19 protein-coding genes are annotated in these 24527 nt (G+C 61.7%); 8 read left to right on the forward strand and 11 right to left on the reverse strand.

The window, feature by feature from the left end; genetic code table 11:
• The first annotated feature begins 61 nt into the window (after positions 1–61).
• Both AWB78_RS22595 and AWB78_RS22600 read left to right on the forward strand, forming a co-directional pair.
• The gene (locus AWB78_RS22595; protein ID WP_198399323.1) at positions 62–409 is read left to right on the forward strand and encodes a helix-turn-helix domain-containing protein; all 348 of its coding nucleotides are present in this window, start codon (positions 62–64) and stop codon (positions 407–409) included.
• 82 nt (positions 410–491) lie between these two features.
• Positions 492–722, forward strand: coding sequence for a SymE family type I addiction module toxin (locus tag AWB78_RS22600; protein WP_062608258.1), 231 nt, complete (start codon positions 492–494; stop codon positions 720–722).
• 39 nt (positions 723–761) lie between these two features.
• Here the strand turns inward: AWB78_RS22600 and AWB78_RS22605 are convergent, their stop codons facing one another.
• The 11 genes from AWB78_RS22605 to AWB78_RS22655 all read right to left on the reverse strand — a co-directional run bounded on the left by AWB78_RS22605 (position 762) and on the right by AWB78_RS22655 (position 16440).
• The gene (locus AWB78_RS22605; protein WP_062608213.1) at positions 762–1220 is read right to left on the reverse strand and encodes an Imm26 family immunity protein; all 459 of its coding nucleotides are present in this window, start codon (positions 1218–1220) and stop codon (positions 762–764) included.
• Positions 1221–1243: 23 nt separating this feature from the next.
• Positions 1244–5677 (reverse strand): RHS repeat-associated core domain-containing protein, encoded by a 4434-nt coding sequence (locus tag AWB78_RS22610; RefSeq protein WP_062608214.1) that lies wholly within the window; start codon positions 5675–5677, stop codon positions 1244–1246.
• Positions 5674–7029: a hypothetical protein gene (locus tag AWB78_RS22615; protein WP_062608215.1), complete on the reverse strand. Its 1356-nt coding sequence runs from the start codon at positions 7027–7029 to the stop codon at positions 5674–5676. Before AWB78_RS22615 ends, AWB78_RS22610 begins: the two co-directional genes overlap by 4 nt.
• Positions 7030–7044: 15 nt before the next feature.
• Complete coding sequence (locus AWB78_RS22620) at positions 7045–9294, reverse strand: type VI secretion system Vgr family protein (protein WP_074173516.1); 2250 nt, start codon at positions 9292–9294, stop codon at positions 7045–7047.
• 112 nt (positions 9295–9406) lie between these two features.
• Positions 9407–10189, reverse strand: a complete 783-nt coding sequence (locus AWB78_RS22625) for a hypothetical protein (protein WP_157697598.1) — start codon at positions 10187–10189, stop codon at positions 9407–9409.
• Between the two features lie 97 nt (positions 10190–10286).
• Positions 10287–11405, reverse strand: a complete 1119-nt coding sequence (locus tag AWB78_RS22630; RefSeq protein ID WP_082883398.1) for a type VI secretion system protein TssA — start codon at positions 11403–11405, stop codon at positions 10287–10289.
• Complete coding sequence (gene tssG / locus AWB78_RS22635) at positions 11402–12493, reverse strand: type VI secretion system baseplate subunit TssG (RefSeq protein ID WP_062608217.1); 1092 nt, start codon at positions 12491–12493, stop codon at positions 11402–11404. Before tssG ends, AWB78_RS22630 begins: the two co-directional genes overlap by 4 nt.
• A complete protein-coding gene (gene tssF, locus AWB78_RS22640) occupies positions 12493–14382 on the reverse strand; it encodes a type VI secretion system baseplate subunit TssF (protein ID WP_062608218.1) in 1890 nt (629 codons plus the stop codon). The genes tssG and tssF overlap by 1 nt, the downstream gene beginning before the upstream one ends.
• A 29-nt stretch (positions 14383–14411) precedes the next feature.
• Complete coding sequence (gene tssE, locus AWB78_RS22645) at positions 14412–14951, reverse strand: type VI secretion system baseplate subunit TssE (RefSeq protein ID WP_062608219.1); 540 nt, start codon at positions 14949–14951, stop codon at positions 14412–14414.
• The gene (locus tag AWB78_RS22650; protein WP_232477792.1) at positions 14948–15817 is read right to left on the reverse strand and encodes a type VI secretion system accessory protein TagJ; all 870 of its coding nucleotides are present in this window, start codon (positions 15815–15817) and stop codon (positions 14948–14950) included. The genes tssE and AWB78_RS22650 overlap by 4 nt, the downstream gene beginning before the upstream one ends.
• The gene (locus tag AWB78_RS22655; RefSeq protein ID WP_062608221.1) at positions 15817–16440 is read right to left on the reverse strand and encodes a TagK domain-containing protein; all 624 of its coding nucleotides are present in this window, start codon (positions 16438–16440) and stop codon (positions 15817–15819) included. Before AWB78_RS22655 ends, AWB78_RS22650 begins: the two co-directional genes overlap by 1 nt.
• A 548-nt stretch (positions 16441–16988) precedes the next feature.
• Between AWB78_RS22655 and tssH the strand changes: the two genes are divergently transcribed.
• The 6 genes from tssH to tssK all read left to right on the forward strand — a co-directional run bounded on the left by tssH (position 16989) and on the right by tssK (position 24468).
• Positions 16989–19715 carry a type VI secretion system ATPase TssH gene (tssH, locus tag AWB78_RS22660; RefSeq protein ID WP_062608222.1) on the forward strand — a complete coding sequence of 909 codons (2727 nt, stop codon included), beginning with the start codon at positions 16989–16991 and terminating at the stop codon, positions 19713–19715.
• Between the two features lie 42 nt (positions 19716–19757).
• Positions 19758–20294 carry a type VI secretion system contractile sheath small subunit gene (gene tssB, locus AWB78_RS22665; protein WP_062608223.1) on the forward strand — a complete coding sequence of 179 codons (537 nt, stop codon included), beginning with the start codon at positions 19758–19760 and terminating at the stop codon, positions 20292–20294.
• Positions 20295–20359: 65 nt separating this feature from the next.
• Positions 20360–21853 (forward strand): type VI secretion system contractile sheath large subunit, encoded by a 1494-nt coding sequence (gene tssC / locus AWB78_RS22670; RefSeq protein WP_062608224.1) that lies wholly within the window; start codon positions 20360–20362, stop codon positions 21851–21853.
• A 189-nt stretch (positions 21854–22042) separates the two neighbouring features.
• Complete coding sequence (locus tag AWB78_RS22675; protein ID WP_062608225.1) at positions 22043–22525, forward strand: Hcp family type VI secretion system effector; 483 nt, start codon at positions 22043–22045, stop codon at positions 22523–22525.
• 74 nt (positions 22526–22599) lie between these two features.
• Complete coding sequence (tssJ, locus tag AWB78_RS22680; RefSeq protein WP_062608226.1) at positions 22600–23109, forward strand: type VI secretion system lipoprotein TssJ; 510 nt, start codon at positions 22600–22602, stop codon at positions 23107–23109.
• 12 nt (positions 23110–23121) lie between these two features.
• On the forward strand, positions 23122–24468 hold the full coding sequence (gene tssK / locus AWB78_RS22685) for a type VI secretion system baseplate subunit TssK (protein WP_062608227.1): 1347 nt from the start codon (positions 23122–23124) through the stop codon (positions 24466–24468).
• Positions 24469–24527 lie beyond the last annotated feature (59 nt).

Here is a 24527-nt window from a genome sequence, read left to right on the forward strand (position 1 = left end):
CCTTTTACATGGGGTTCTTACAATGACCGCATCCCAACCTCTCTGGTTATGCGAGAACGACATGGAAGAGTTCGCTGCGCGTCTGCGCGCTGCGCGTGAAGCACGGCAGATGACCCAGACTCGTTTGTCTGAACTGCTGTCTGTGGACAAGAGGGTCTATAACCGCTGGGAGCGCGGCGCATCTTTGCCGCAGCTCGATGCTGTGGTGAGAATTGCGCAGGTATTGCAAACCAGCGTGGATTCGCTCGTAGGACTTGAGCCGCCCACCGAGCCGCGCATTCACAACCCGCGGCTGCATGAACTTTATGAACAGATGGATTTACTTTCGGACGAAGACCAGCAGGCGCTGATCGTTCTGATGGACAGTCTCGTCAAACGCTCGCAAATGACGAAGCTGATGGCGAGATAGCAAGGCAGTAAAAAGCGCGAGCCGCATGGGCGGCAACCCACGCGGCTCGCTGACCTCAACCAACTCATTCAGGGAGTTGACTATGGCTGACGCCAATCTTAAAGCACGTCCACCCGTTACGGAACGCTTCGTGACCATTCAACAGTCACGGCGCGATAGTCGATCGAAGAAACCCTACTGGCAACGCACCGATCCGCCGCTCTATCCATGGATGAAACTCGCCGGGCGGTGGATCGAGCACGCGGGGTTTCACGCAGGGCAGCGCGTCAAGATCAACGTTGAACACGGACGGCTTGTGATTACCGCCGAATAAGAATCAAGGGCCGCTTTTTAGTGGCCCTTTCCAGATCGCTTATTTCTTATACTTTTCAATATATTTTTTTATTAAACCATCCCTCATAGAACTATACGGGATCAAACTTTCGCCATGCCTTGCGTCCCCAACCACTTGATCAAAGAAATCGACCTTTTTCCCATCAACGGACCTAAAAAATATTTCGCCTACCTCATCCACCACAAAATCATTTTGATGTGCAACGATTCTCCAATCCCCACTTGTCTTCCTATCAAATAAAGCATATGAATCCAGTATGATAGGGGGGAATAATCTTTTAGGCAAATCATCTTCAAAGCAGGGTTCATCTGAAAAGTAGTCAAATATCTCTCCAACATGACCCATCGAAATCTTACCCATAATTCGGCCAAAGCCAAAAACCCCCTCATCCAAGTGAAAACAGAAAATATCTCCCGCCCTAATAAATCTAAGTTTCGTACTTTTCTTCTTATCCCAAGAGAATTTATCAAATTTCATTTTTTGATCTAGAGTTAATGTGATTAACCTTTCCCACAACCTTTTTTAAGGGACTTCATCTTGGCCTTATAATTTTTAAAGAAGGTCTTTCCCCGCTTGTCTTCTCTATTCTTTCTGAATGAGTTAACTCGATTTCCACGAGTTGCATCACTCATTTTTTTACCTCTAGCGCTCGGCTTATAAGTTCCATAATGATCAATATAAGCTTGCTCAACACCCCTGGCCTTCCCATACGACATTTTCCCATCTTCAGCAAATGGAAATAGACCCGTCTTTACTCCATCTTTATCTAGCCGGCCGGTACCTTGATGCTCTACCGTTCTCCTATCAATGTCGTTTGTTATGCCAATATAATAAGGTTTTCCGACCGCATTACCGTCAGCATCGATATTGTAAAGTCCATATACCTGATAACCAGGCGCAGTTAGCTTAACCAGCCCATTTGGGTCGATCCACCCAAACGGGTTAGGCGCAAACTCATATGGATTGAGTCCTCCCAGCAACCCAATGGGATCTTGCGATATGAAGATACCCGTCTGCGGATCGAAATATCTGTGCCGGTTGTAGCAGAGGCTCGACTCTCGATCGAAGTACTGACCCTGCAGCCGAATCGGCTGCTCAACACCTCGCGCCTCTAAATGGTCAACGCCGCCGGTCACACCATAATGCGCCTCCCATACGACCTCGCCTGCTTCGTTCCGTAATCGCGTGGGCGCGCCATTGGGCTCATTCTCATAAAAGAACAACCCCGTCTCAACAACCTGCGCACCAGCACCTCCATCCCCCTGCCGCTCCAACCCCTGCACCGCCAGCGGCTCGAAGCTGCTTTCATGATACGCATAGAACCGCGCCTGTCCAGCGCAGGTCGGCGCCTCGCGCATCTCCCCCACCATCACATCGCCGTCCCACAGAAAGTGCGTGCGCGAACCCTGCTCGCGATGCGTCTTCCCTGCGATGCGCACCTCCGCCGCCTGCTTGCCAATCCGTCGCCCCAGCGCATCGTAGCGATACGTCCAGCGCTCGTTGGACGTGTTCTCGAACCGCGCCAGGCGTCCGAACTCATCCCACTCGAAACGCTGCACGCCCAGCTCGCGATCTTGACGCTCGGTCAACTGCCCAGCCGCATCCAGCCACCAATGCGCACCATCGGCCTGACGCAGCTCGCGCCCGTCCCGATCCTCGCGCACCGTGCGGAAACGATCGCCCTGCGCGTCGTAGACGAAGTGACGCACGCGCTCGGCCGGATCCGTATGCGCGACGATCCGCCCCAGCGGATCGTATCGATACCGATCCACCCCGAGCCGGCTATCGCTGCGCGTCACCAGATTGCCGCTCGGGTCGTACTCGTACGCCACCTGCGCATCGCGCTGGCCCGCCGCCCGTGCCGTCTGCCGCGCAAGCCGTCCCGCGCCGTCGTACTCGTACAGCTGATCGAGTTGCGCGCTCAGCCGCAGCCCGCTCAGCCGACCCGCCATGTCATGCGTGAAGCGAATCGGCTCGTGCGCGCCGATCTTCAGCGTTTGGACCTGCCCCAACGCGTCGTAACCGTACGTCAGCGTTTGACGATACGCCGCCTCGCTCGCCGATGAACGCAACTCGCGCCGCTGCGCGCTCAGTTCCCCGGCCGCGTCGTACACGTACTCCACCGTGCCGAGCGTCCCGTCCTGCTGCTGCGTCTCGCAGGTGATCCGGCCATCGACGTCATACGCGCGCTCCACCACGCCATGCGCGTTGCGTGCTTCGATCAGTTGCCCGCGACGGTTGTACGCGTATTCCTCCCACGCGCCGCTGTCCGCGCTTCGACGCGTGATGCGCCCCAGCGGATCGCACGCGATCGCCAGCGCCTTGCCCAGCGGATCGACCGTGCGGCTCAGATGGCCCGCCGCATCATACGCATAGCGCCGCGACTGGCCGTAGTAGTCGATCTCCTCGATCAGTCGCCCCGCCGCGTCGCGCCTGAGCTGCCACGTCTGGCCCAGCGGATTGCTCACGCCGATGAGCTGCTCTTCCGTATCGTAGTGATACCGCGTGATGCTGCCGTCCGGGTCCGTGCGCGTCTGCAACTGCCCTTGCCCGTAGTAGCCAAAGCGCGTGATCTGCCCCGCTTCGTCCGTGTAGCGAACCAGATTGTCCTCACGGTCGTACTCGCAGCGCACCTGCCGCCCGCCCGGAAGATCGCACGCCACCAGGCGATCCTTCGCGTCCCACACATAACGCGTGGGCGCCTCGCCGGGCGATTCGCGACGCAGCAGATTGCCACGCCCATCGTGCGTGAAGCGCGTGATGCGGCCCAATGCATCGCTCAGGCTCGACAGATGGCCGCAGTCGTCGTAGTGGAGCGTCGTGGTGCGCTGCGCGGCATCGGTGACGTGCCGGAGTTGGCCGCGCGCATCGTAGATGAAGGCCGTCGCGATGCCCGAGGGCGTCGTCTGCGCGATCAGATTGCCCCGCGCATCCCATGACTGCTTCCACTCGCCGCCTTCGGGATCGGCGATCGACACCGGACGATGATCCGCGTCGTACTCCGTGCGCACCACCGTGCGGTCCGCCAGCCGATGCGTCAGCAGATTGCCGTACGCGTCGTATTCCCACTGCGCGATGTGGCCGCTGGGATCGACTTCCGCAATGGTTCGCCCCTGGCTGTCGTACTGGTAGCTGCGCACGCCGCCCAATCCGTCGATGCGCGCCACCGGCCATTGCTGGTCGTTGTACTGCAGCACCGTCACATGCCCGAGCGAGTCGGTGAAGCGCGTCTCCAGATGCGCGAGGTCGTATTCGAAGCGATAGTCGTACAGGCCGCCATCGCCCCAGGCGTGATCGACGCGCCAGACGTCATCGTCATGGCGCGTGTGGTTGTAGTAGAACGACAGGCCGTTGCGGTCCGTGTGACGCACCATCTGGTGCGAATCCGCGTACTCGAAGCTGTACGGCACATCGTGCGCGTCGAGCACCGCGCCCAGGTTGCCCTGCTCGTCCTGCCGGTACGTCGCCAGTGGGTGCGTGACGCCCTGCGCATCGCGCAAAACCACTGCGCCGATGCAGCCCCTCACGCTGCCGGGTCCGGCGAGCACTTCACGACCCGTCGGCTGGTCGCCAGCATGCTCGATGAAGCGCATCGACAGGCTGCCGTCGCGCGGCTCGACACGCCGCTCGATGTGCCACGCGTTGCCGTTCAGGTCCGACAGGCGCGCGAGCGGCACGCCGAAGGTGCGGCCATCCGCGACGCTCGGTACGCGTTCGCGCCACTGCCGAGGCAAGGCGAACGCGTACTCGATGCCGACGCGGGCTCGGATTCGAATTTCGTCATCCCGAATAAATAGGGCATGCCCATGCTGGCGATCGTAGACACGCTCCGTCCAGCCCGGCTGCGCAGGCAGGTCGTCGAACGCCGTGGCGTGATCCGCGAAGTACACCGCCGCGCCGAACTGCTCACGCTCTCGCACCAGTTCCAGTCGAATGTCGGCCGGACTGCGCCAGCCGTGACCGAGCGCGCCCGCGAAGTCATCGTGGCTGGCGTAGTAGCGATCCCACACCAGCGGCAATCGACCCTCGACCGTGAAGTCGTTCTGCTGCACCACGACTTCGCCGGTGATCGAGTTGACCGGCTCAGCGTCGAAGATCACGCACTTGATGAAGCCCGACGGAAACTTCGCGAAGAGCTTCTTGGCCAGCTTCGAGCCGCGAAACGCCTTGAACAGTGCCGCGGCCACCGCCATCATGTTCATCACGGGCGGCCCGCCGACGAGCACCGGACGCTCGGCCGGGATCGGCAGCATCACCGAGGTGGGCAGCGACATGTACTTGCGATCGGTGTGCGCGCTGTTGTGCGACATCGGCAGCATGCCCGCGCACCAGCAACTGAGCGCGGGCAGCGCGAGAAACGACATCGGATCGCCGTTGGCCAGCACCGTGCGGCTGCCCATGAAGGACTCGGAATCCTGCGACGGCCCCTTCGCATCGGTTGCCGCGAAGCTCGCGCCCAGCGGAAAATGCAGGCCAGGCACGTGGAACGTGTGCGTGCCGGCGGTCGCACGCAACATGCCGTTGATGTAGATCGGCGCTCCGCCCCCGCCCTGGCCGACATTGCCGCCCAACGCGTCGTTGACCGTGTTCTGCAGCGCGCCGAGCTTATTCATCGCGCTCATGCCGGCCTGCACGGCGTCGTTGTTCATGACGGCATTGACCGCACCCATGCCTGATTGCACGAACTCGCTGTGCATGACCTGCTCGATCTGCTGCTCGTGCGCCTGCACGAAAGCCTCAGCCTGTTCTTCGACGAAGCTGAACACGATGCTGCCGATGGCCGCCATCGCCGCATTGACGTATTCGCGCAGATCCAGCACCACGCCCACGTGCGGATGCGGCAGCGGAATGGGGCTGGGCGCCGGCGGCACGATCACCATGTGGACGTCGATTCCGACCACCGGCGTCAGGTGGTTCACTGCCAGCATCGTCATGAAGCGGGGTCCTCTTTGCTCTTTTCGTCGTCCATCAGCTGCGCCGAGACGTCGGCGGGTGAGAGCGAATTCAGCGCCTCCTTCCAGTGCGCTCCGTATAGCGCTTCCAGCGTGCGCTCCAGCTCACCGCGTCGAATGTGCAGCCAGTTGATGCGGTCGAGCATCCAACCCGCCGCTAGTTGCAAGTTGCTGTTCGAACGAAGCGCCGGTTCGATGCCTTCACCGGCACGAAGCGCCTGAAAACCGGCATCGAGTGCAGCATCGCGTTCGCGCTCCCGATCCAGACACCACGCCTGCATACGGTACGACTCGACCAGTAGGACGCCGTCCTTGTCAGCATCCGCATATTCCGCGGCCTTCGCATAGCAACGTGCTGCTTCCAGATAGCGTCCGCGCGTGATCTGCACGCTCGCTTCGCCGAACAGTCCGTTCACCACAAGTTTGTTGCCCGCCGGATGCGACGCGTCTCGCGCCTGATGCGCGGACATCGTGGCCTCGCGATACGCGTTCAGTGCGTGATCCTCGGAGCCCCACTTGAGGTACGCCGCGCCGGCGAGCAAATGGACGGTCGCGCTTTGATCGAACCACTTTTTCCCGTCGCTCACGGCGAGCGCCGAGGCGCGCAACCGCTCCAGGCGGGACGGATCCTCATGCGCAAGGCTCTCCGTCAACTCGACGAAGAGTCTTCGGAACTGCCCCGCCGCCCCACGCTCGCCCGATTGCGCGGCCAGTTCTCGCGGAAGCGCCTGCATCTGATAGACGCCTTCTGCCCTGCGCACGGTCTGCGGTTGCCGGTTCTCGAGCCAGGTATAAGCATCCGCGTCGGTGCCCCAAAGAACGAGCCTCATGCGGCGCGACAGTCCGGCATACCGTGCTTCGAGCAACTCCAGCAGTTCGTCGAGGCACGCCTCGAACGCCTTCGGCTTGCTGATCCCAGCCGGTGCAAGTACGAGCACCATGCCCGGAAACACGTCCGGGTGATAACTCATCAAGCTGTCCAGCACCGCGAACAGATAGTGCGAGGCTTCGGTCTGGTTACGAACGGGCGGCCTCCAGTCGGCGACTATGCCCGTGCGCACTGAGCCTTCTCGCCGGGCATCGTAAAACGCGATGATTTCTTCGGCCAAGTCAGCCGGGTATTGATCGGCGCGATCGAATGGCGCGCTCAGTTCGAGCACGGCATTGGACAACTCGCGTTGCCCTTGAAAGAAGACCTTCAGCAATTCGACATCGGCCTCGTTCGTATGCCAATACAACAGACGCGCCGATTTGTCGTTCGCGAAGGCGAGCCAGTCTTCGTGCGCGGCCATCATGCGGCGCTCGACCGGATTGGTGGGTTGCCAGTTCTGCATGAGCAAGCAATCTCGTCAGGGGTTCAATTTGAGCGTGGCGCCGCTCACCGTATGCTCGGCCGTGGCCGAACTGGTCAGCGTTTTGCCATCGACGGTCACGGTGGGCGCTGCAATTGCGTGGCTCGACGAGCCGACGGACGATAGCTTCACGCCCTTGATCTCGATGGTCCCGTCCGCATTCATCGTGATGCTCGATGCACCACACTGAAGCTTGATCTGCTCCGAGGCGGTCATGAGTATCTTTCCCGTCACCGTGACGGTCTGTCCCGCACCGACCGTCACGGACTGGTGATCAGTCACGTCAAGGGTGTGGGTAGAGAGCAGCTTCGTCGTCTTGGCCTGGTGAACCTTCTCGGTTTCCGTGCCGACGACTTCCGCCACGCGGTTGGACTTGGCCGTGAACGTGTCGATGCCGACCACCGTCGCGTCGCGGGTCTTGTTGACCGTATGCGTCTGCTTGCCGGTGATCGTCGTTTCCTGATCTCCGCCGATGGTCAGCGTGTCGTTCTTCGTCACCGCGCGCTTTCGATTCGCCTTGAGCGTGATGTCCTCATCGCCCGTAACGGTTTCCGTGCGCTTGCCGGTGACGGACGTCGTCTCGTCGCCACCCACCGTCTTGATTCGGCTCGCATTGACCGTATGCGACTCGTTGTTCTTGACGGTCGTGTTCATGTCTTTCTGCGCCTGCAGCCAGACTTCCTCCGCCCCTTGCTTATCCTCGAAGCGCAGCCCGTTCGCGGTCTCGGCGTTGCCTTTCATCGATCGGGAAAGCATGCCGCTCTGCGTTGCATTCCCCGGCAGACCCCACGGCAGCATGGTCTCCGCGTTGTACAAGCGCCCGACGACGATCGGCCGGTCCGGATCGCCGCTTTCGAAATCGACGATTACCTCGGTTCCCACTCGCGGAATATTGACCCCGCCGAAGCCGCCGCCCGCCCACGGATAGGACACCCGCACCCAGCACGATGAGTTCTGATCCTTCACGCCAGAGCGATCCCATCGGAAGCTCAGCTTCACGCGGCCGTACTGGTCGGTCCAGATCTCCTGCCCGGCCGGCCCCGTGACCGTTGCCGTTTGCGGGCCGTTCGTGCGGGGTTTCGGATAGGGGCTGCGCAGCGGGCGATACACCGTCGTCGCGGGTTGAACCACGAAGTCGCTATGCAGCCGATAGGCTCCCCCACCGCTCGCGTCATCGGCTTCCGAAGCGGCGAACGTTGCCGATATCACGAGATACTCCTGATTCGCCGCCTCGTGCGGATAACCTTCCAGACGGAATGTCGTGCCGCATTCGACGTCGCGCAAAGCGCCTCCGCCACCTGCCCGTTCCGCCTGCGCGCGAACTTCCTCCATCCGCAGCCGCGCAATCTGCTCGCCTTGCGACGGATCGGTATAGTCGCCGGGCCACTCATAGCGCTCGAAGTCGTTATGCGCGGTGTCGCGCGGCAGGTCGTTCTGAGAGATGAGTTGCGCCGTCGGCTTCTTGAAGTCGTAGTCGTTGGTCGTCACGCGGCCCGGCTGCAGGTTGCCCGACATGTCGAAATAATCGATGTGCTCGCGGTCGACTCGCCGTCCCGGTGGCACGTACCAGAGAGTCTGGTAAGCAGCGCTCTTCACCGGCTTGTGCGCTCCGAGCTGGTCCACCAGCACCATGCGGTGGAATCCGCCGGTGTGCTCGAAGAACCAGTAAATGCCGTACTCGGCCATCAGGCGCTGGATGAACCTGAAATCCGTCTCGCCGTACTGGACTTGATAATCCAGCACCGGATAAGTCTCGCTGAGCCTCAACTCATACGAGTACATGTAATTCGCGAAGACTTCCTCGATGATTTCCGTCACCGTCTTGCGCTGGAAGATCCGGAAGTCGGAGCGCTTATCGGCGAGCGAAATCCAGGGCTTGAGTTGCAGCTGATACAGGCTCTGGCGCTGCAACTGGCCAACATAGTGCGCCTGCGTGACAATGCCGCTGATCTCGCGCGTGCCCGCGCCTATATTCGCCGATCCGCCCATCGGCATGCCCATGCCCTCGAGCTGGACCTTGATGGTCAATTCCTTGCCGATCATCGCAGTGAGATCGAGGTTGGCCGCGGCTTCGGTCGGCATGAGCGATTCGAGCGGTGTGCAGCAGTCGAGCGTGTACTTGTAGATATCCGACAGCATTTCGGTGCCGGACAGCGACCGTACTTGTAGTGCGGGCTCCCCCGCAGGCCCGGCCGGCAACGCTGCTCCGGTGATACTCACGGTGCGCTTGGTCAATAGATTCATCATGACGGGAGACTCTCCAGGAGACGTTGCGGATCGATGGTGAATCGAACTTTTTATCGTTTCCGCTTAGTTATGCAAAATATTATTCAGATACGTGACCTCGTAGGTCACTGGCTCAGTTCGCATAGCCCAGCAACATGCCGAGGTGCGGATCCACGTGCAATCCCACGGTCGCATCGCGCATAAGCAGGACCGCGCGCGCTTGTGCGATCGCTCTCTCTGCCATCCAGAACGTCTCCGATGATGCCAGGCCCATCATCATTTCCGACGCGTTGATGCCAAGCAGCATCGCACTGACCGCCGTACCGGGAAAGAGGCCCATTCTCGCGTCCACGAATATGGCGCCACCGCGCAAGGCCGACAGGCTCAGCTCGCCACCGAAGAAGGCGTCCGTCATGAGCACCGTGGCAGACGCGGGCTCTGAGGCGGCGTCTTTCTCCTCGTTCGACGCCTCGTTCACGAGCGGCCTCTTCTCTATCGCATCGCTTTCTGTCGCGGCGAGCGAAGCGGTTTCGTCGCCGGCTGCCTTCGTCGCGTCGGCAGCGAGCGGCGGTGCCGGCTTCTTCTCCGCACGGCCCGCCCCTCGGGATAACAGCTGCGCCGGGTCGATCAGGGAATCGGAACCGCCCGCGACCGCCGTGCTGACCGAAGCCACGATGCCGTCCACGCGTGTATCGGCAACCGGCAATGTCGATTTGGCTTTAGCGGCGAACAGCGGCCTCGACATCGAATGTCGCAACCCGTCGGGCAGCACCATGAGCGGCAGCGTGATGGGCGGAAAGGTCCCGCTTTCGGGCGCATCCACGCGCGACCGTCCGAAGTACAGGCGCTGAGGCTTTCCACCCGGATCGCTCAGCGTGATCACTCCGCCTGATGCAATGAGGATATCGGCACTCACGCCGTGCTCGGTATCGGCATGGTAGGTCCACTTGCTCGCTCTCAGATGCGACATAAACTCGCTCCCAATGATTTATTCCATTGCGCGCACGCCTGATTCAGGGCGCGTCGTTCGCCTCACTGCTCCATTTCTCGATCAGGTCGACGGGAATGGCTCCGACGATCTCTGCATACACTTTGCCCACCAGGCTTTCCGAACGCCGCAGCAAAAGCGGAATCGGGCTGCTCGGTTCATGCTCCTCGAACCACAAGCGTGCCGTGCGTATGAGGTTGAGCGCGTGGTCGCGTCCTTGCGGGCGTGCGCTGCCGCATGGCGTCGGTGCCGGAAGCTCGATCGGCAGGTCATCAAGACCGGGGGCGCCGGTATGCATTGGCTCGTCCTCGGCGGCTGGCCCGCTGCCGGACGTATCGTCCATGGGCAATGCCGACGCCTGCTGCTTCGCCGGCCCTTTCGCTCCGGTCACACGACGCAATACGCGGCCAAGCACCGAAAGGTCCGCCGTATAGACGCCCAGATGCTGCTGATTCCACGCATCGATTTCGTCGAGACTCGCGAGTGAGGCGTCGAAACCAGCGAGAACCGCCGGCTGCTGCGCGCGCAGATCTTCGAGTTGCCGCGTCACGGATTCGACCGTGAGCGCGTCGCTCGCACGCGGCTGCGCAAAGGCACGCTCGACATCGCGCACCTGCAGCCGCGCGGCGCCGGTGCGTACAAGCGCAATTTCCCGCACATCGGACAGCAGGCCTTCGGTGTCGGTCAGCGCCTGCAACGCGTTCATGCGAATCTCAAGCGCGGCGTCGCGGTCCTCGTCGACGCCCGGCTGCGGATGAATGGCGTCCGGAAACGCACCGAGCCAGGACGCGAGGAGCCGCAGCCCTTCGGCCAGACCCGCCGCGCCGGCAAGGCGGGTGCGGCAACGCGCGAACAGGACGGCGATGCGGATGTCCTTGCTGCGCATCATCATCCGGCGACAATCGCGGTCGACATCGCTCCAGTTGATCGGCTCCGCGCTGCCGACGAAATCGCCGTACTGCACGTCCATCTTCGCCGCGACCTGTGCCGTCAGAACGACGAATTCCGGGTCGTATTCGAGATCGACTCCGCAGGGCGAATCTGGATTGATCGCGGCCAGCCAGTCGTGCGTTGGACTATCGTTGGTCAGGCGGCTTGGCACAGCCTGTTGTTGCGCCATACGCGTGTTGCTCTTCCTGTTCATCCCTTTCCTCTGCCGGCATGCGAGGTGTCGCGCTCGCGTGCGCGCCGTGCGAACTGATCGACATATCGCTCCGGATCGAAACGCATGCCCGTGACTGGCTGACCGTCCGAAGAGCATCCCAGCCACCCCGACCAGCCCAACTGCTGCGGTCCACCAATTTTTGCGGCAGGCGCGCTTTCGGACAGGATGCGTAGTTCGAGTTCCCACTCGAACTCGTACCCGACGAAGCTGCGCACCCAATCGACGAGCATGGGCAAATCCTCGCCACGCGGCGTAAAGCGCAGATACCGATCCAGCTCGATGGGACCGATGACGATGCGAAACCGGTATTGCCTGTCCGGAACCTGCTCGCCCAGCAATGCGCCGACGCCCATCGTCGCGGCAGGGTCCGCCCGCCCGAGATGGGTATGCTCCTCGGGCGCGACTTCGATCCAGTGAAACACGTATTCCTCGATGCTCACCGGCACGCCGAAGTAACGCTCGAGCGTCATGCGAAGGCCATCGGGATCGCGCACCTCGCGCACGAGGTTCGCCGCGGCGGCCAGTTGCGCGTGCGCCGGGAGGGCGCGACTTCTTATTTCACTCGGGTCCTGTCCGGTGATGCTCGCCACATAGAACGAGAACTGCTCGTCATCGGACCGGTCGAGCCCCGCCGCCGCCTGCGCGGATGACCACGCCCGGTACAGCAGCGTCAGATAGCGATGGTGAAAGACGTCGAGGAAATCGACGAGCGTCCTGTCGCGCCGCGACTCCTGGCGCTCGCGCGCGATTTCGGTCACGTGAAGCGGCAACGGCCCGTTGGGCCCAAGCATGCCGAGTCCGAACAGGCGAACCTGCAGACGCCCGTCAAGCGCGCCCACGCTCGCGATTTCGCGCGGCGCGAACGTCAGGCTCGGTTGCTGGCCGAGACGAAACGGCTCCGCGCCCGGGCGCCGCGCCGTGCCGATCGGATCGAGCGACGCGTTCGCGCCGATGCGGCGCATGAGCGGCAGGAAGCCATAACGCCACGGCTCAGCCTCAAGACGCGCGATCGTCTCCGGAGAGAGCCCCGAATCGCGCAGCAACGATGCGACAGGCAGACGTTCCATCAGGCCACTCCGCGCGTGCCCATGCGCACGGGCCACCGCATCACGCGGCCGCGCTGCATCGAATGCAATTCGGTCTGTGTGAAAGAGTTGATCGACACATGACGCGCCAGGTAATGCTCGAGAATCAGGCCGAAGAGGTACGGACTCACACCAGAGAATCCTGTTTCGTCGACGGTCAACTGGCATTCGATGCCACGACCGAAAACGAGCGGCCCACCGCCGGGCAGCTTCCTCGTGACGGGATGCGTCTTGACGCCGACCAGGCTCTCGATCTGACGCTGATGCTCGGTGTCTTCGGCGTTCAGGAAGAGCCTGAGCATGTCGCGAAGTCCCTGACCGCCCGGGCGATGATCGATGTCCTCCATCGGCAGGTAGTTGAAGTTGAGCTGCCGGATGAGGCGCCATGCCACCTCGCCGTCCGCATAAGGCGGTCGCGGCGCGCTAGGCGCGCGAATCAGGCCGATGCTCGCGATGGGAGCCGATTGCACCCTTTCGAAATCGTCGACACCGTTGCGTGGCACGAGGCTCGGCAAGTCGCGATTGGTGAGCCACGCGTCGACCGACAGATAGCGCATGCTCTCCCGATACGGCGCTTCCTGCTGGTCGACCAGCGACACGAACGTCTCGGTGCCGATATAAGGCGTGCGCGATCCATAGCGACGCGCCGAGTCCGACAACAGCCGGCGCTCGCGACGCAGCGAAAAGTACCGCCCATGATTGCCTTCGTCCTCGTTGAGCGTCTGATAAAGCGGACGGAATTCGATCCTGGCCGGATTTTCCGTCACCTGACCGTGCAGCGTCTCCACCGAAAAGACTTCGTAGTCCAGCGGTGCAGCTCGCTTCGGCACCAGATGAAACTCCGACTCGTTGTTCGACAGTTCGACGCGATCGAGCTTCTGCGGAAAGAGATTGATGACCGGCGTGCAGAACAGCGCAAAACGCGAGGCATCGATGAGGCCCGCGAGACGATCTGTCGACCGGTCCAGCAACACCACGATTTCCGCCTCGTTGCCGCGCGCCTTCTTCAGCCCTTCACTCAAGCCCGTGAGCGTAAAGAAATAGAATCGGCTCGGACAGGCGAAATACTCGTGAAGCAGGTTGTGTCCATGAAACTTCGACCACACGAGCGGCAGCATGCCCTGGTCGACACCGAGCCCTTCGTGCACGACTGCTTGCGCGCTGACCGCGGCGAAGCGCCGTTCCGGCTCACCGAACGCGCCCGGTTCGCCGATGATCGACGCTACGCTTCCCGCATGCAGGAGCTCGAAGAGATTCGACGCGACCTGCTCGTCGCCAGCCAGGTAGATGGGCAACCGGTCCAGTCCCTGAAGCTGCGAGATGCGAGTGCCACCCGTGGTCCGCACGCGCAGCCGCAGCGCACCGCGCACGTGTGCATGCGCGGGCACATAACGCTCGAGGGCGGGAATGTCGGGCGGAACACCCGTAAGGCGCGCCCCGACGATCTCCAGCGGATAGAGCACGACGTCCTGGCTCGTGCGAAACGTACACGCCGTGCGTTCGCCGCGCGGCACATGGGTCTTGAAGGGCGTTCCACGCGCGATGCGGAGGCCTTCGGCGAGCGTGCCTTCACTCGTGCCGGGAAAAAAACGCGCAACGGCCATCGACGGCGTAGGCGCGACGTAGTTCGGATATACGACCTCGAGCAAACGCTGCGTGAAGCGCGGAAACTCCGCATCGAGCTTGATCTGCACGCGCGCGGCCATGAAACAGAACGACTCGATCAACCGCTCGACGTAGCGGTCGGTCATTTCCTCGGCCTGCATGCCGAGACGCCGCGCGATCTTCGGATGCGCTCGCGCAAATTCGCTGCCGCTCTCGCGCAGGTAGAGCAACTCCTGGTTGTAGTAGTGGAGCAGGCGCGGATCCATGAATACTTTTATTAACGAATGAAGATGACTCAGGCACGCTGGGACGTGGCGTGCAGGCGGCTCGTTTCCAGGTCCAGCGTGCTCTGCACGAGGAACTCGAGCGGATACGGGTCCATGCGGATCAGTCCGCGGATTTCGAATGTCAGGTGGGCATGTCTGCCCAGCTTCGCTTTGTCCTGCAGGGGAACGATGGATAGCGAGTCCGCAATCAGGCGTGGCTCGAAATCCTTGATGGCCTGTTTGACGATCGCTTCGATATGCGCCCACTCGCGCGAAGCCATGAACGCTCCGGCAAGCGCCGGCACGCCAAAATTCACGGTAGACGCGGCGGCGAGGGGATATCGCTCGCGGTCGATCTGATCCTCGAGATTCGCCGCGTTGAGCAGATAGGCCAGGTCACGTTGAATGATGTCGCGTATCTGCGCGCGTGTCATTGCGTATTCCTCCGGCGCTTCGGTCTGCCGGTAGGGTGCATCGTCACGCAGACGATCGATGAGCGTAGGCAACAAATACGCCTCCGCCCTGCGCGGCACGCCCGGTGAGCCGCTTCCCTGCTTCCGCCTGGTCATTGCGCGAGCCCACTGCCGGCACCGGCGCGAGCGCTCTCGCCCGCACGCGCCGTATCACCGAATGTGCACTCCACGAGATCGAACACGCCGAAGTCTCCTGCGCTCGTCGCCCAGGTTTTGCACCCCGACGCGAACACGCCGGTGCGGCCGGCATCGCGCCAGACCGTGCGCCGGCCCAGCAGCAGGGCCTCGCGCTCGGTCTGCTCAAGCGCCGGCGTGTCCGGATATCGCGCGGGCAGGAAGCCATTGAGCTCCGTACCGTCGACGAGCGTCAGCGTGCCGGGCGCCCAGATCAGATCGACGAGTGAGCCGGGGCGCGTGATGCGCCAGGCCGCGATATCGGCTATTGGAAGCCACCTGTAGCGACCGGCGGCGATGAATTCGCAGACCGGCCCGAGCCTGCTGTCGCTGTCGCCGATCCAGTCGAAGGAACCGAGCCGGCTCGCCCCGCAGATCAGCGGGGCCGCGTCGAGTGCGCTTTCCCGGGCGGCATCCGCTGCTTCCAGATCGCCGCTGGCTGCGAGACCGAGCGCGGCATGCAAGCCGTGCATCCAGGCGGGATTGTCGTCAAAGACAAAACCCGGTTCCTGCGCTCCCGACATGACCTTGGCACGAACACGTTCAGCGCGCACGAGATCGCGATAGACGTGCGCGATCTTGCCTTGTGCCTCGTCCAGTTGCGCGAAGGCCTGCAGTTGTCGGATCGCCCGATCCCATTGCTGCGTGATGCAAAGCCACTGAAAGAGCGCCCAACGATGCGCCGCGACCGCCGGTTCGGCGCGGATTCGCGCTTCCGTCTCCGCGATCGCCTGTGAAGGCGAGACACTGGCGCCATGCGGGACATGGCTCATCACGATTTGTTCCATCATTTGTTATCCGAAACATATTGTTCGAGATGCCTGGCTTCGCTGTTCGTTTGTTGCATCGGGCTATCGATCGCGAGCGTATGGTGATCGCGACGCGCCAGTTGGGGCGCGCTGCATGCACTCCCCTCCGCATCGCTCACTTGGTATTGCCCGGGCGCAAAAACTTCGAGAATGTCCGGGACGGCGCGAGGAGCCGCCATTGCGTCGTTGATGTCTACGAGTGGCCCGAAAGCCTCCTCGATCGTTTCGACAGCGCCGAGCCATTCACTGATCGGCACATGGCCCTCCGGATCCGGGTCAGGCGCATGCGTCTCTGACGCGGCGATCGACTGTGCAGCACTGGTCTGTGGAAAGTCCCAACTGTGCGCCGGCAGAATGCGCGCGTTCTCGAGGGCAGCGTAACAGCTTGCGGCAAGGACGCTGAGGGTATCTCCCGAGCTGCCGTCTACGAACGCGGGCGCGCGTGCGACCGTTGCACCACCACGCAGACGTGCCTTGAGCACCGCGCCATCGTGCAAAAGGGACGCGAATTCCAAATCCTCGAAATTCAAATCATCGTCCAATGCAGTGCGGCTTTCCGCAGGAACAAGCCCAACCGGCTCCATCCGCTCTTTCATGGCCATGCCTGGTTCGGAAGTCCACGAGATTGGACTTCTGCATCAATACAAAACTCGGGAAAACTTCTCGCAAATCAATACGGAGCAATTAACGCATAGTTGATAGCGCTTTGTCCATCGTTAATTAGCTGCAGAAAAGCAGTTTGATTGGATTATTTTTGGAACAATATCGAATTAATCTTCGCAACCCTACCGGGAAACTTCAGATAAATCCCATTGTTGGATGGAATTACATCTAAAATCTCGCTTCTTCAGTTACTTACGGAGCTTCAATAATTTATCTCGGGTGAGCTATTATCATTATTTTTCAGAGCACTAGAGCAGGCGATCGAGCACATAATTGCCTTCAGTCATTTATATTTGATGACGAGCATATATCGTAGAGACGTTGACACCCGCAAATTCTCGATTCAATAATTCGCAGAAAGGCGCCAGATTGAAATGCGCCATCAAAAGCGTAATTCATATCCGCTTGAATCACTCTGGCAAAGGTTTTTATGACGTCGTTATCACGACGATCACCGCTCTCGCGTAACTCAGGTCGGCATCTCCAAATGATTTCTCGCCACGCACTATTCGGTAAGCTCGGATCGACGCTCTTTCGCAGCGTCGAGTCCGCAACCGCCTTCTGCAAGCTGCGCGGCAATCCATATGTAGAACTCGTGCATTGGCTGCATCAGCTCATGCAATCGGGCGACAGCGATCTGCCCCGGATCCTGCGTCATGCGGACATCGACATCGCGGCGCTCGAGCGCGATATCGGACGTGCGCTGCTGGCGCTGCCCTCTGGCGCGAGCTCGATCAGCGACTTCTCCCATCACGTCGAAGCCGCGATCGAGCGCGCCTGGGTCCTGTCCTCGCTAGCGTTCGGCGACCGCCGGATTCGCGGTGCGTGGCTCGTCGCCGCATTGGTTTGCACACCTGAGCTGCGGCGGGTGCTCCTGTCTATTTCCCCCTTGTTCGCCCGCATTCCGGTCGAAACGCTTCACGACATTCTGCCGGCATGGGTCAGCGGCTCGCCGGAAACCGACGACGCGCCCTACGACGGCAGCGACTTCGCGCCCGCGGTGCCGGGCGAAGCATCCCACGCGGTGGTGGCATCCAGCAAAAGCGTGCTCGATCAATATTGCGCGGACCTGACGGCTCAGGCACGCGCAGGCGAAATCGACGCCGTGACGGGCCGCGAGCAGGAGATTCGGTCCCTCATCGATGTTCTGTTGCGCCGGCGCCAGAACAATCCGCTGCTCACCGGAGAAGCCGGTGTCGGCAAGACCGCTGTGGTGGAAGGGCTGGCGCTCGCACTGGCGAATGGCAACGTTCCCGCCGCGCTGGCCGACGTTCGCCTCATGACGCTCGACGTCGGCGCCCTGCTTGCCGGTGCGAGCATGAAGGGCGAATTCGAGGCGCGCCTCAAGAGCGTGCTGGAAGCTGCGACGAAAGCCACGGTGCCAGTCATCCTCTTTGTCGACGAGATTCATACGCTCGTCGGAGCGGGCGGGCAAGCCGGAACCGGCGATGCCGCCAACCTCCTCAAACCCGCACTGGCGCGCGGCACGGTTCGCGTCATTGGCGCAACGACGTGGTCGGAGTACAAGCGCCATATCGAAAAGGATCCCGCGCTGACGCGCCGCTTCCAGGTCATGCAGGTCGCTGAGCCTAGCGAGGCCGCTGCAATCGACATGGTTCGCGGACTCGCTCAGGCATTTTCGCGGCATCACCGCGTGATCGTGCGCGACGAGGCTGTCCGCGCAGCCGTCAGGCTGTCGCATCGCTTCATTCCTTCACGGCAACTGCCTGACAAGGCGATCAGTCTGCTGGACACCGCGTGCGCGCGCGTTGCGCTGTCTCAACATGCGCCGCCGCGCGAATTGCAGGATGTGCGCCAGCGTCTGCAGGCGGCGCGCGTCGAATATGACCTGCTGGAGCAGGAGGCCCGCATCGGCATCGGAGATGGTGACCTGCCTCGCGCGCAGGCATACATCGATGCGCTGCTCGCCGAGGAACACGCTCTCGACGCGCACTGGAGTGCACAGGCTGCGGCCGCGCAGTCGCTCGCAAGCGCACGTGAGGCCGCGTTGGCTGCGGAGCCCGGCCATGCCGCGCCGGATGGCGGCGATGAGAAACGCGAACCGCGCCCCTCCCTCTTCTCGTTGCGCGAACTGGAGCGTTCCTTACGCGATCTGCAAGGCGAGACGCCAATGGTTTTTCCGGAAGTCGATGAAGCCGTCGTCGCGGGCATCGTCTCCGACTGGACCGGAATCCCCGTCGGCCGCATGGTCACCGATGAAATCTCCGCCGTCCGCACGCTGCCCGAGACGCTCGCTCGCCGCGTGATCGGACAAACCGACGCGCTCTCCTCGATCTGTGAGCGCGTCCAGACAGCACGTGCCGGGCTCTCGGATCCGGGGAAACCGCTCGGTGTGTTCCTGCTTGCGGGTCCTTCAGGCGTGGGAAAGACCGAAACCGCGCTCGCACTGGCCGAGGCACTGTATGGCGGCGAGCAGAACCTGATCACCATCAACATGAGCGAGTATCAGGAAGCGCACACGGTCTCCGGGTTGAAGGGCGCGCCGCCGGGCTATGTCGGCTATGGCGAGGGCGGCGTACTCACTGAGGCGGTACGTCGGCGGCCTTACTCCGTCGTGCTGCTGGACGAAATAGAGAAAGCGCATCGCGACGTGCACGAGATGTTCTTCCAGGTATTCGACAAGGGATATATGGAAGACGGTGACGGCCGATATATCGACTTCCGCCACACGACCATTCTGTTGACGAGCAACGCAGGCTCCGAGCTGACGGCGAGCCTGTGCGCCGACGCCGCGCTCATGCCCGATCAGGATGGACTTCGCGAAGCGCTGGCGTCCGAGCTGCTCAAAACATTCCCCGCAGCATTCCTCGGGCGGGTCACCCTCGTGCCGTATCGCCCTCTGGCGGATGCGTCACTCGCGAGCATCGTGCGCCTGCATCTCGAGCGCGTGGCGCAGCGCATGTCCGGGAGTCACGGCATTGCCGTCGCGTACGGTGACGCGCTCGTCGATTACATCGTCGGCCGCTGTCTGGTGCAGGAAACCGGCGCCCGCGTCCTGATCGGTTTCATCGAGCAACACGTTCTGCCAAGGCTTTCCGCGCTGTGGCTCGATGCAATCGCCGCAAAACGCGCGCTGAGCCGGATCGACATCGGCATTGCCGATTCGGCCGCAACGCCGCGCTCCGCGATCGTCCTTCACGCGTCGGAAGCGACGTGTACGGACACGCGGTTCGCCGAAGAAGCCACTCAATAAACCTGTCAAGTCGCTTCAACTTTAGAGAGCACGGAGTCACGCATGTCCCAGTCCAACAGTTCGCAGAAGTTCATTGCGCGCAACCGCGCCCCGCGCGTGCAGATCGAGTACGACGTCGAGGTGTACGGCTCGCAGAAAAAGATCGAGCTTCCGTTCGTGATGGGCGTGCTCGCCGATCTCTCCGGAAAGCCAGTGGAGCCTCTGCCCCCCGTGGCCGACCGCCGCTTCCTCGATATCGACATCGATAATTTCGATGACCGCATGAAGGCGATCAGACCGCGCGTCGCGTTCGCAGTCCCCAACACGCTGACCGGAGAAGGCCAACTGATGGTCGACATGACCTTCGAAAGCATCGACGACTTCGCGCCCGCGGCAATCGCCAGCAAGGTCGATTCGCTGCGCCAGTTGCTCGAGGCACGCACTCAGCTGGCCAATCTGCAGACCTACATGGATGGCAAATCGGGCGCAGAGGCGCTCGTCAGCCAGATGCTTGCCGATCCCGCGCTGCTCAAATCGCTGGCGTCGGAGCCGAAGCCGAAGAAGGCCGAATCGGACGTCTCGGAACCGTCCACGCACTAATCGACACCGGCAGCGCTCGCGCCCTGCGGCGCCACGCCGCGACCGAATCAAGAATGAGGAAACCCATGGCAGTCAATCAGGCACAGCTCAAGGCCGCTCAGACTACGACGCACTCCGAATTTACCCATCTCCTCGCGCAGGAATTCCGCACCAAGACCGAACATGCGCGTGAGGCCGTCGAACAGGCGGTGCAGACGCTCGCAGAGCAGGCGTTGCGGCAATCGATGACCATGAGCGACGATGCCTACAAGAGCATCGAGGCGATCATCGCGCAGATCGATAACAAGCTTTCGGAGCAGATCAACTTGATCCTTCACCATGCGGACTTCCAGAAGCTGGAATCGGCGTGGCGCGGTCTGCACCATCTCGTGTCGAACACCGAAACGGATGAGCGTCTGAAGATTCGCTTCATGGATGTCTCGAAGGATGACCTGCGCCGCACGATGAAGCGCTACAAGGGCATCGCATGGGATCAGAGCCCGCTCTTCAAGCAGATCTATGAGGAAGAGTATGGACAGCTCGGCGGTGAGCCGTATGGCTGCCTCGTCGCAGATTATTACTTCGATCACACGCCGCCCGACGTCGATCTGCTCGGTTCTATCGCGAAGGTCGCGGCGGCCGCGCATACGCCTTTCATCTCGGGTGCGTCGCCGTCCGCGCTGCAGATGGAGTCGTGGCAGGAACTCGCCAATCCGCGCGACCTCACCAAGATCTTCGCTCAGAACCTAGAGTACGCACCCTGGAATTCGCTGCGCAGCACCGAAGACGCACGCTATGTCGGTCTCGTCATGCCGCGTTTCCTGTCCCGTCTGCCGTATGGCGCCAAGACCAATCCCGTCGACGAATTCGACTTCGAGGAAGAAACTCACGGCGCCGATCACCGCAACTACGCGTGGGCCAACGCGGCTTACGCAATGGGCGTGAACATCAACCGTTCTTTCAAGCACTACGGTTGGTGCTCGCTGATTCGTGGCGTCGAGTCGGGCGGCACGGTGGAGAATCTGCCTTGCCATACCTTCCCGACGGACGATGGTGGCGTGGACATGAAATGCCCGACTGAAATCGCAATCTCCGACCGGCGCGAAGCTGAGCTTTCGAAGAACGGGTTCATTCCGCTGATTCATCGCAAGAACACGGACCATGCCACGTTCATCGGCGCGCAGTCGCTCCAGAAGCCCGCCGAGTACTACGATCCGGACGCGACCGCGAACGCGAACCTGTCCGCTCGCCTGCCCTATCTTTTCGCGTGCTCGCGCTTCGCGCACTACCTGAAATGCATTGTTCGCGACAAGATCGGTTCGTTCCAGGAGCGCGAGGACATGCAGAAGTGGCTCAACGACTGGATCATGAATTACGTCGATGCCAATCCGAACAACTCCACCGAAGCGACGAAGGCAAGCCGTCCGCTTGCTGCCGCCGAAGTGGTCGTCGAAGAAGTCGAAGGAAACCCTGGCTATTACCAGGCGAGGTTCTTCCTGCGTCCGCACTTCCAGCTCGAGGGCTTGACGGTGTCGCTGCGGCTGGTGACGCGCCTGCCTTCGGTCAAGGAAGCGGCCTGAGCAGGACGCACGGCCTTACCTTCGTATAGCCAGGCAACCGCCGGGGCCGCCCTGACCGACGAGCCGGCGAAGAGCGCCAGGACCGCGATGGGTGGGCCCAAAGCAGCAGGGTTACCGCTCATTCAGGGATGTGAGGCGTGAAGTAAAGCAGGAATTGGAATGGTGTTTCAACAACGAAGGAGTTAACAAGTGGCACAAGACATCTTCATCAAGATCAATGGCATCGAAGGCGAGTCGCAAGACTCCTCGCACAAGGGCGAGATCGAAGTGTTGAGCTGGGGTTGGCGCGTCGAACAGCAGTCATCGATGCACTCCGGCAGCGGCGGCGGCGCTGGGAAGGCCTCCGTTGCCGATCTGGCATTCGAACATTTCGTCGACCGGTCCAGCCCGAACCTGGTTTCATACTGCTTCGGAGGCAAGCACATCGATCAGGCCGTGCTGACGGTTCGCAAGGCCGGAGGCAGCCCGCTCGAATTCCTCAAGATAACGATCAGCGACGTTGTCGTCACGCTCGTGCAGCCGTCAGGAAGCAATAGCGACACGGGTGTGCGCGAGCAGGTCCATTTGTCGTTCTCCAAGGTCAAGCAGGAATACATCGTGCAGAACGCACAAGGCGGCAGTGGCGGCGCGGTGACCGCCACGCTGGACGTGAAGGCCAACAAGGTGGTCTAAATACTTTGGCTAGCTCCGGAGCCCTGCCGTCGCGGCGGGGTTCCCTTTTTCTTCCCTGTTTCTGGATCTCGAAGATGCGCTCGCCCGCTCGCATCGCCGCGCTGACCTTTCTGCTTCTGCTCGCCGCGTGCGCCGGAAGCGATAGCAAACCACAGCGTGAGCCGGTCAAGCTCGACATGTCCATCGTGGCATCCTCCGGCGTCAACCCGGATGATCAAAAGCGTGCCGCGCCCATCGTGGTGCGCGTCTATGAACTCAAGGACGCCGACGCCTTCAATCAGGCCGATTTCTACTCTCTTCAGGACAAGGACAAGACCGTTCTGAACGACGATCTCGTTCAGCGCGATCAATTCCAGCTCCGCCCGGGCGAACAGAAGTCCATCCGGCGCAGCACGAACTCGGCCGCCAGCGTGCTTGGTGTGCTTGCGGCCTATCGCGACCTGCCCAATTCCGTCTGGCGAGCCACCTGGCCACTGCCTTCCACGACAGCCGCGTGGTATCGCCGTGCCCCCAAGCTCACGCTCGTCGTCGACCTCGATGCGAGCGCGATCAAGATCACCGATCCCGCCCTCAAGAACAAGTGACGAGCAATCCGCATGACCTGGCATAACAAAGTCACCTGGAGCGAAGGTCTCTTCCTTCGCCCGCAACTCTTCCAGCAACAGGAACGCTACCTGGAGCAGTTCGCGCACAAGCGCGCGGCGCCGCTGTCGCCGTTCTTCTTCGGGTTCTCCCGGTATGAGATCGATCTCGAAGCGCTCGCGCTGGGCAAGGTCATCGCCAAGTCCGCGAACGGCGTGTTTCCGGACGGCACGCCTTTCGATGCGCCAGCACAAACCTCCTTGCCCGCGCCGCTGACGATTCGCGCCGAGCATCTGGATCAACTCATTCACCTGGCCGTGCCGGTGCGCGTGCCCAATGGCGAAGAGACGACGTTCCACGACACGCCTGACTCGCTTGCTCGGTACAGCGTGTTTGAAACCGACTTGCGTGACGCCAATTCGATCGGTCAAGGTCAGAAGACCGTGCAGCTTTCGAATTTGCGGCTGCGTCTCTTGCCTGAGAAGGAACTCACGGACGCGTGGATCGGCCTTCCGCTCACGCGTGTGAAGACATTGCGGGCCGATGGCAGCATCGAACTCGACGAAACGCTGGTCCCGCCCGTCTCCGGTTTCGGCGCAAGCGACTTGCTGACCAAATGGCTAGGCAACGTGCATGAGCTGGCGCGCCTGCGCGCGCAGTCCCTCGCCAAACGCCTGACGGGCGGCGATGGTCAGGCGGGCTCGGTGGCGGAAGTCTCGGATTATCTGCTGCTGCAGACGCTGAATCGCTACGAACCGGTGCTTCAGCATTTGCGGCGCGTCCCGGGCACGTCTCCCGCCGACTTGTATGCCCTGCTGGTGGGAATGGCCGGAGAACTGTCGACTTACGTTCGCCCTGAGACGCGAAGGCCGCTGGATTCGCATCCGGCATACCGGCACAACGAGCCGCACGTCTGCCTCAAGCCGCTCATCGACGACATTCAATGGCTGCTGAACGCCGTGCTGATCCGCGCGGCACAGCGCATCGAGTTCAAGGAAGCGGGCTACGGCATGCGCAACGCATCCGTCGATCCGCACGACGTCCAGGGGTTCACGTCTCTCGTGCTCGCGGTAGCGGCGCAAATGCCCACGGATGCGCTCGCCGAGCGCTTCGCCGCTCAATCGAAGATAGGGCCTTCCGAGCGCCTGCCGGATCTCGTGCGCGCGCATCTTCCCGGCATCGGGCTGCGGGTGCTGCCCGTGCCGCCGCGGCAGATTCCGTTCAATGCCGGATACATCTACTACGAGCTCGCGCGCACGGGTCCACTTTGGGACATGGTCGCGAATCATGGCGGTATCGCGCTGCATGTGGCGGGAGAATTTCCATCGCTCAAGCTCGAGCTATGGGGTGTGCGCGGCTGAAATGACGCACCGATCAATACCGTGAGCGAAGCGCTTTTGGAGAAGACGCCTTCACGCGT

It is taken from the genome of Caballeronia calidae, from assembly GCF_900044055.2.
Taxonomy (GTDB): domain Bacteria; phylum Pseudomonadota; class Gammaproteobacteria; order Burkholderiales; family Burkholderiaceae; genus Caballeronia; species Caballeronia calidae.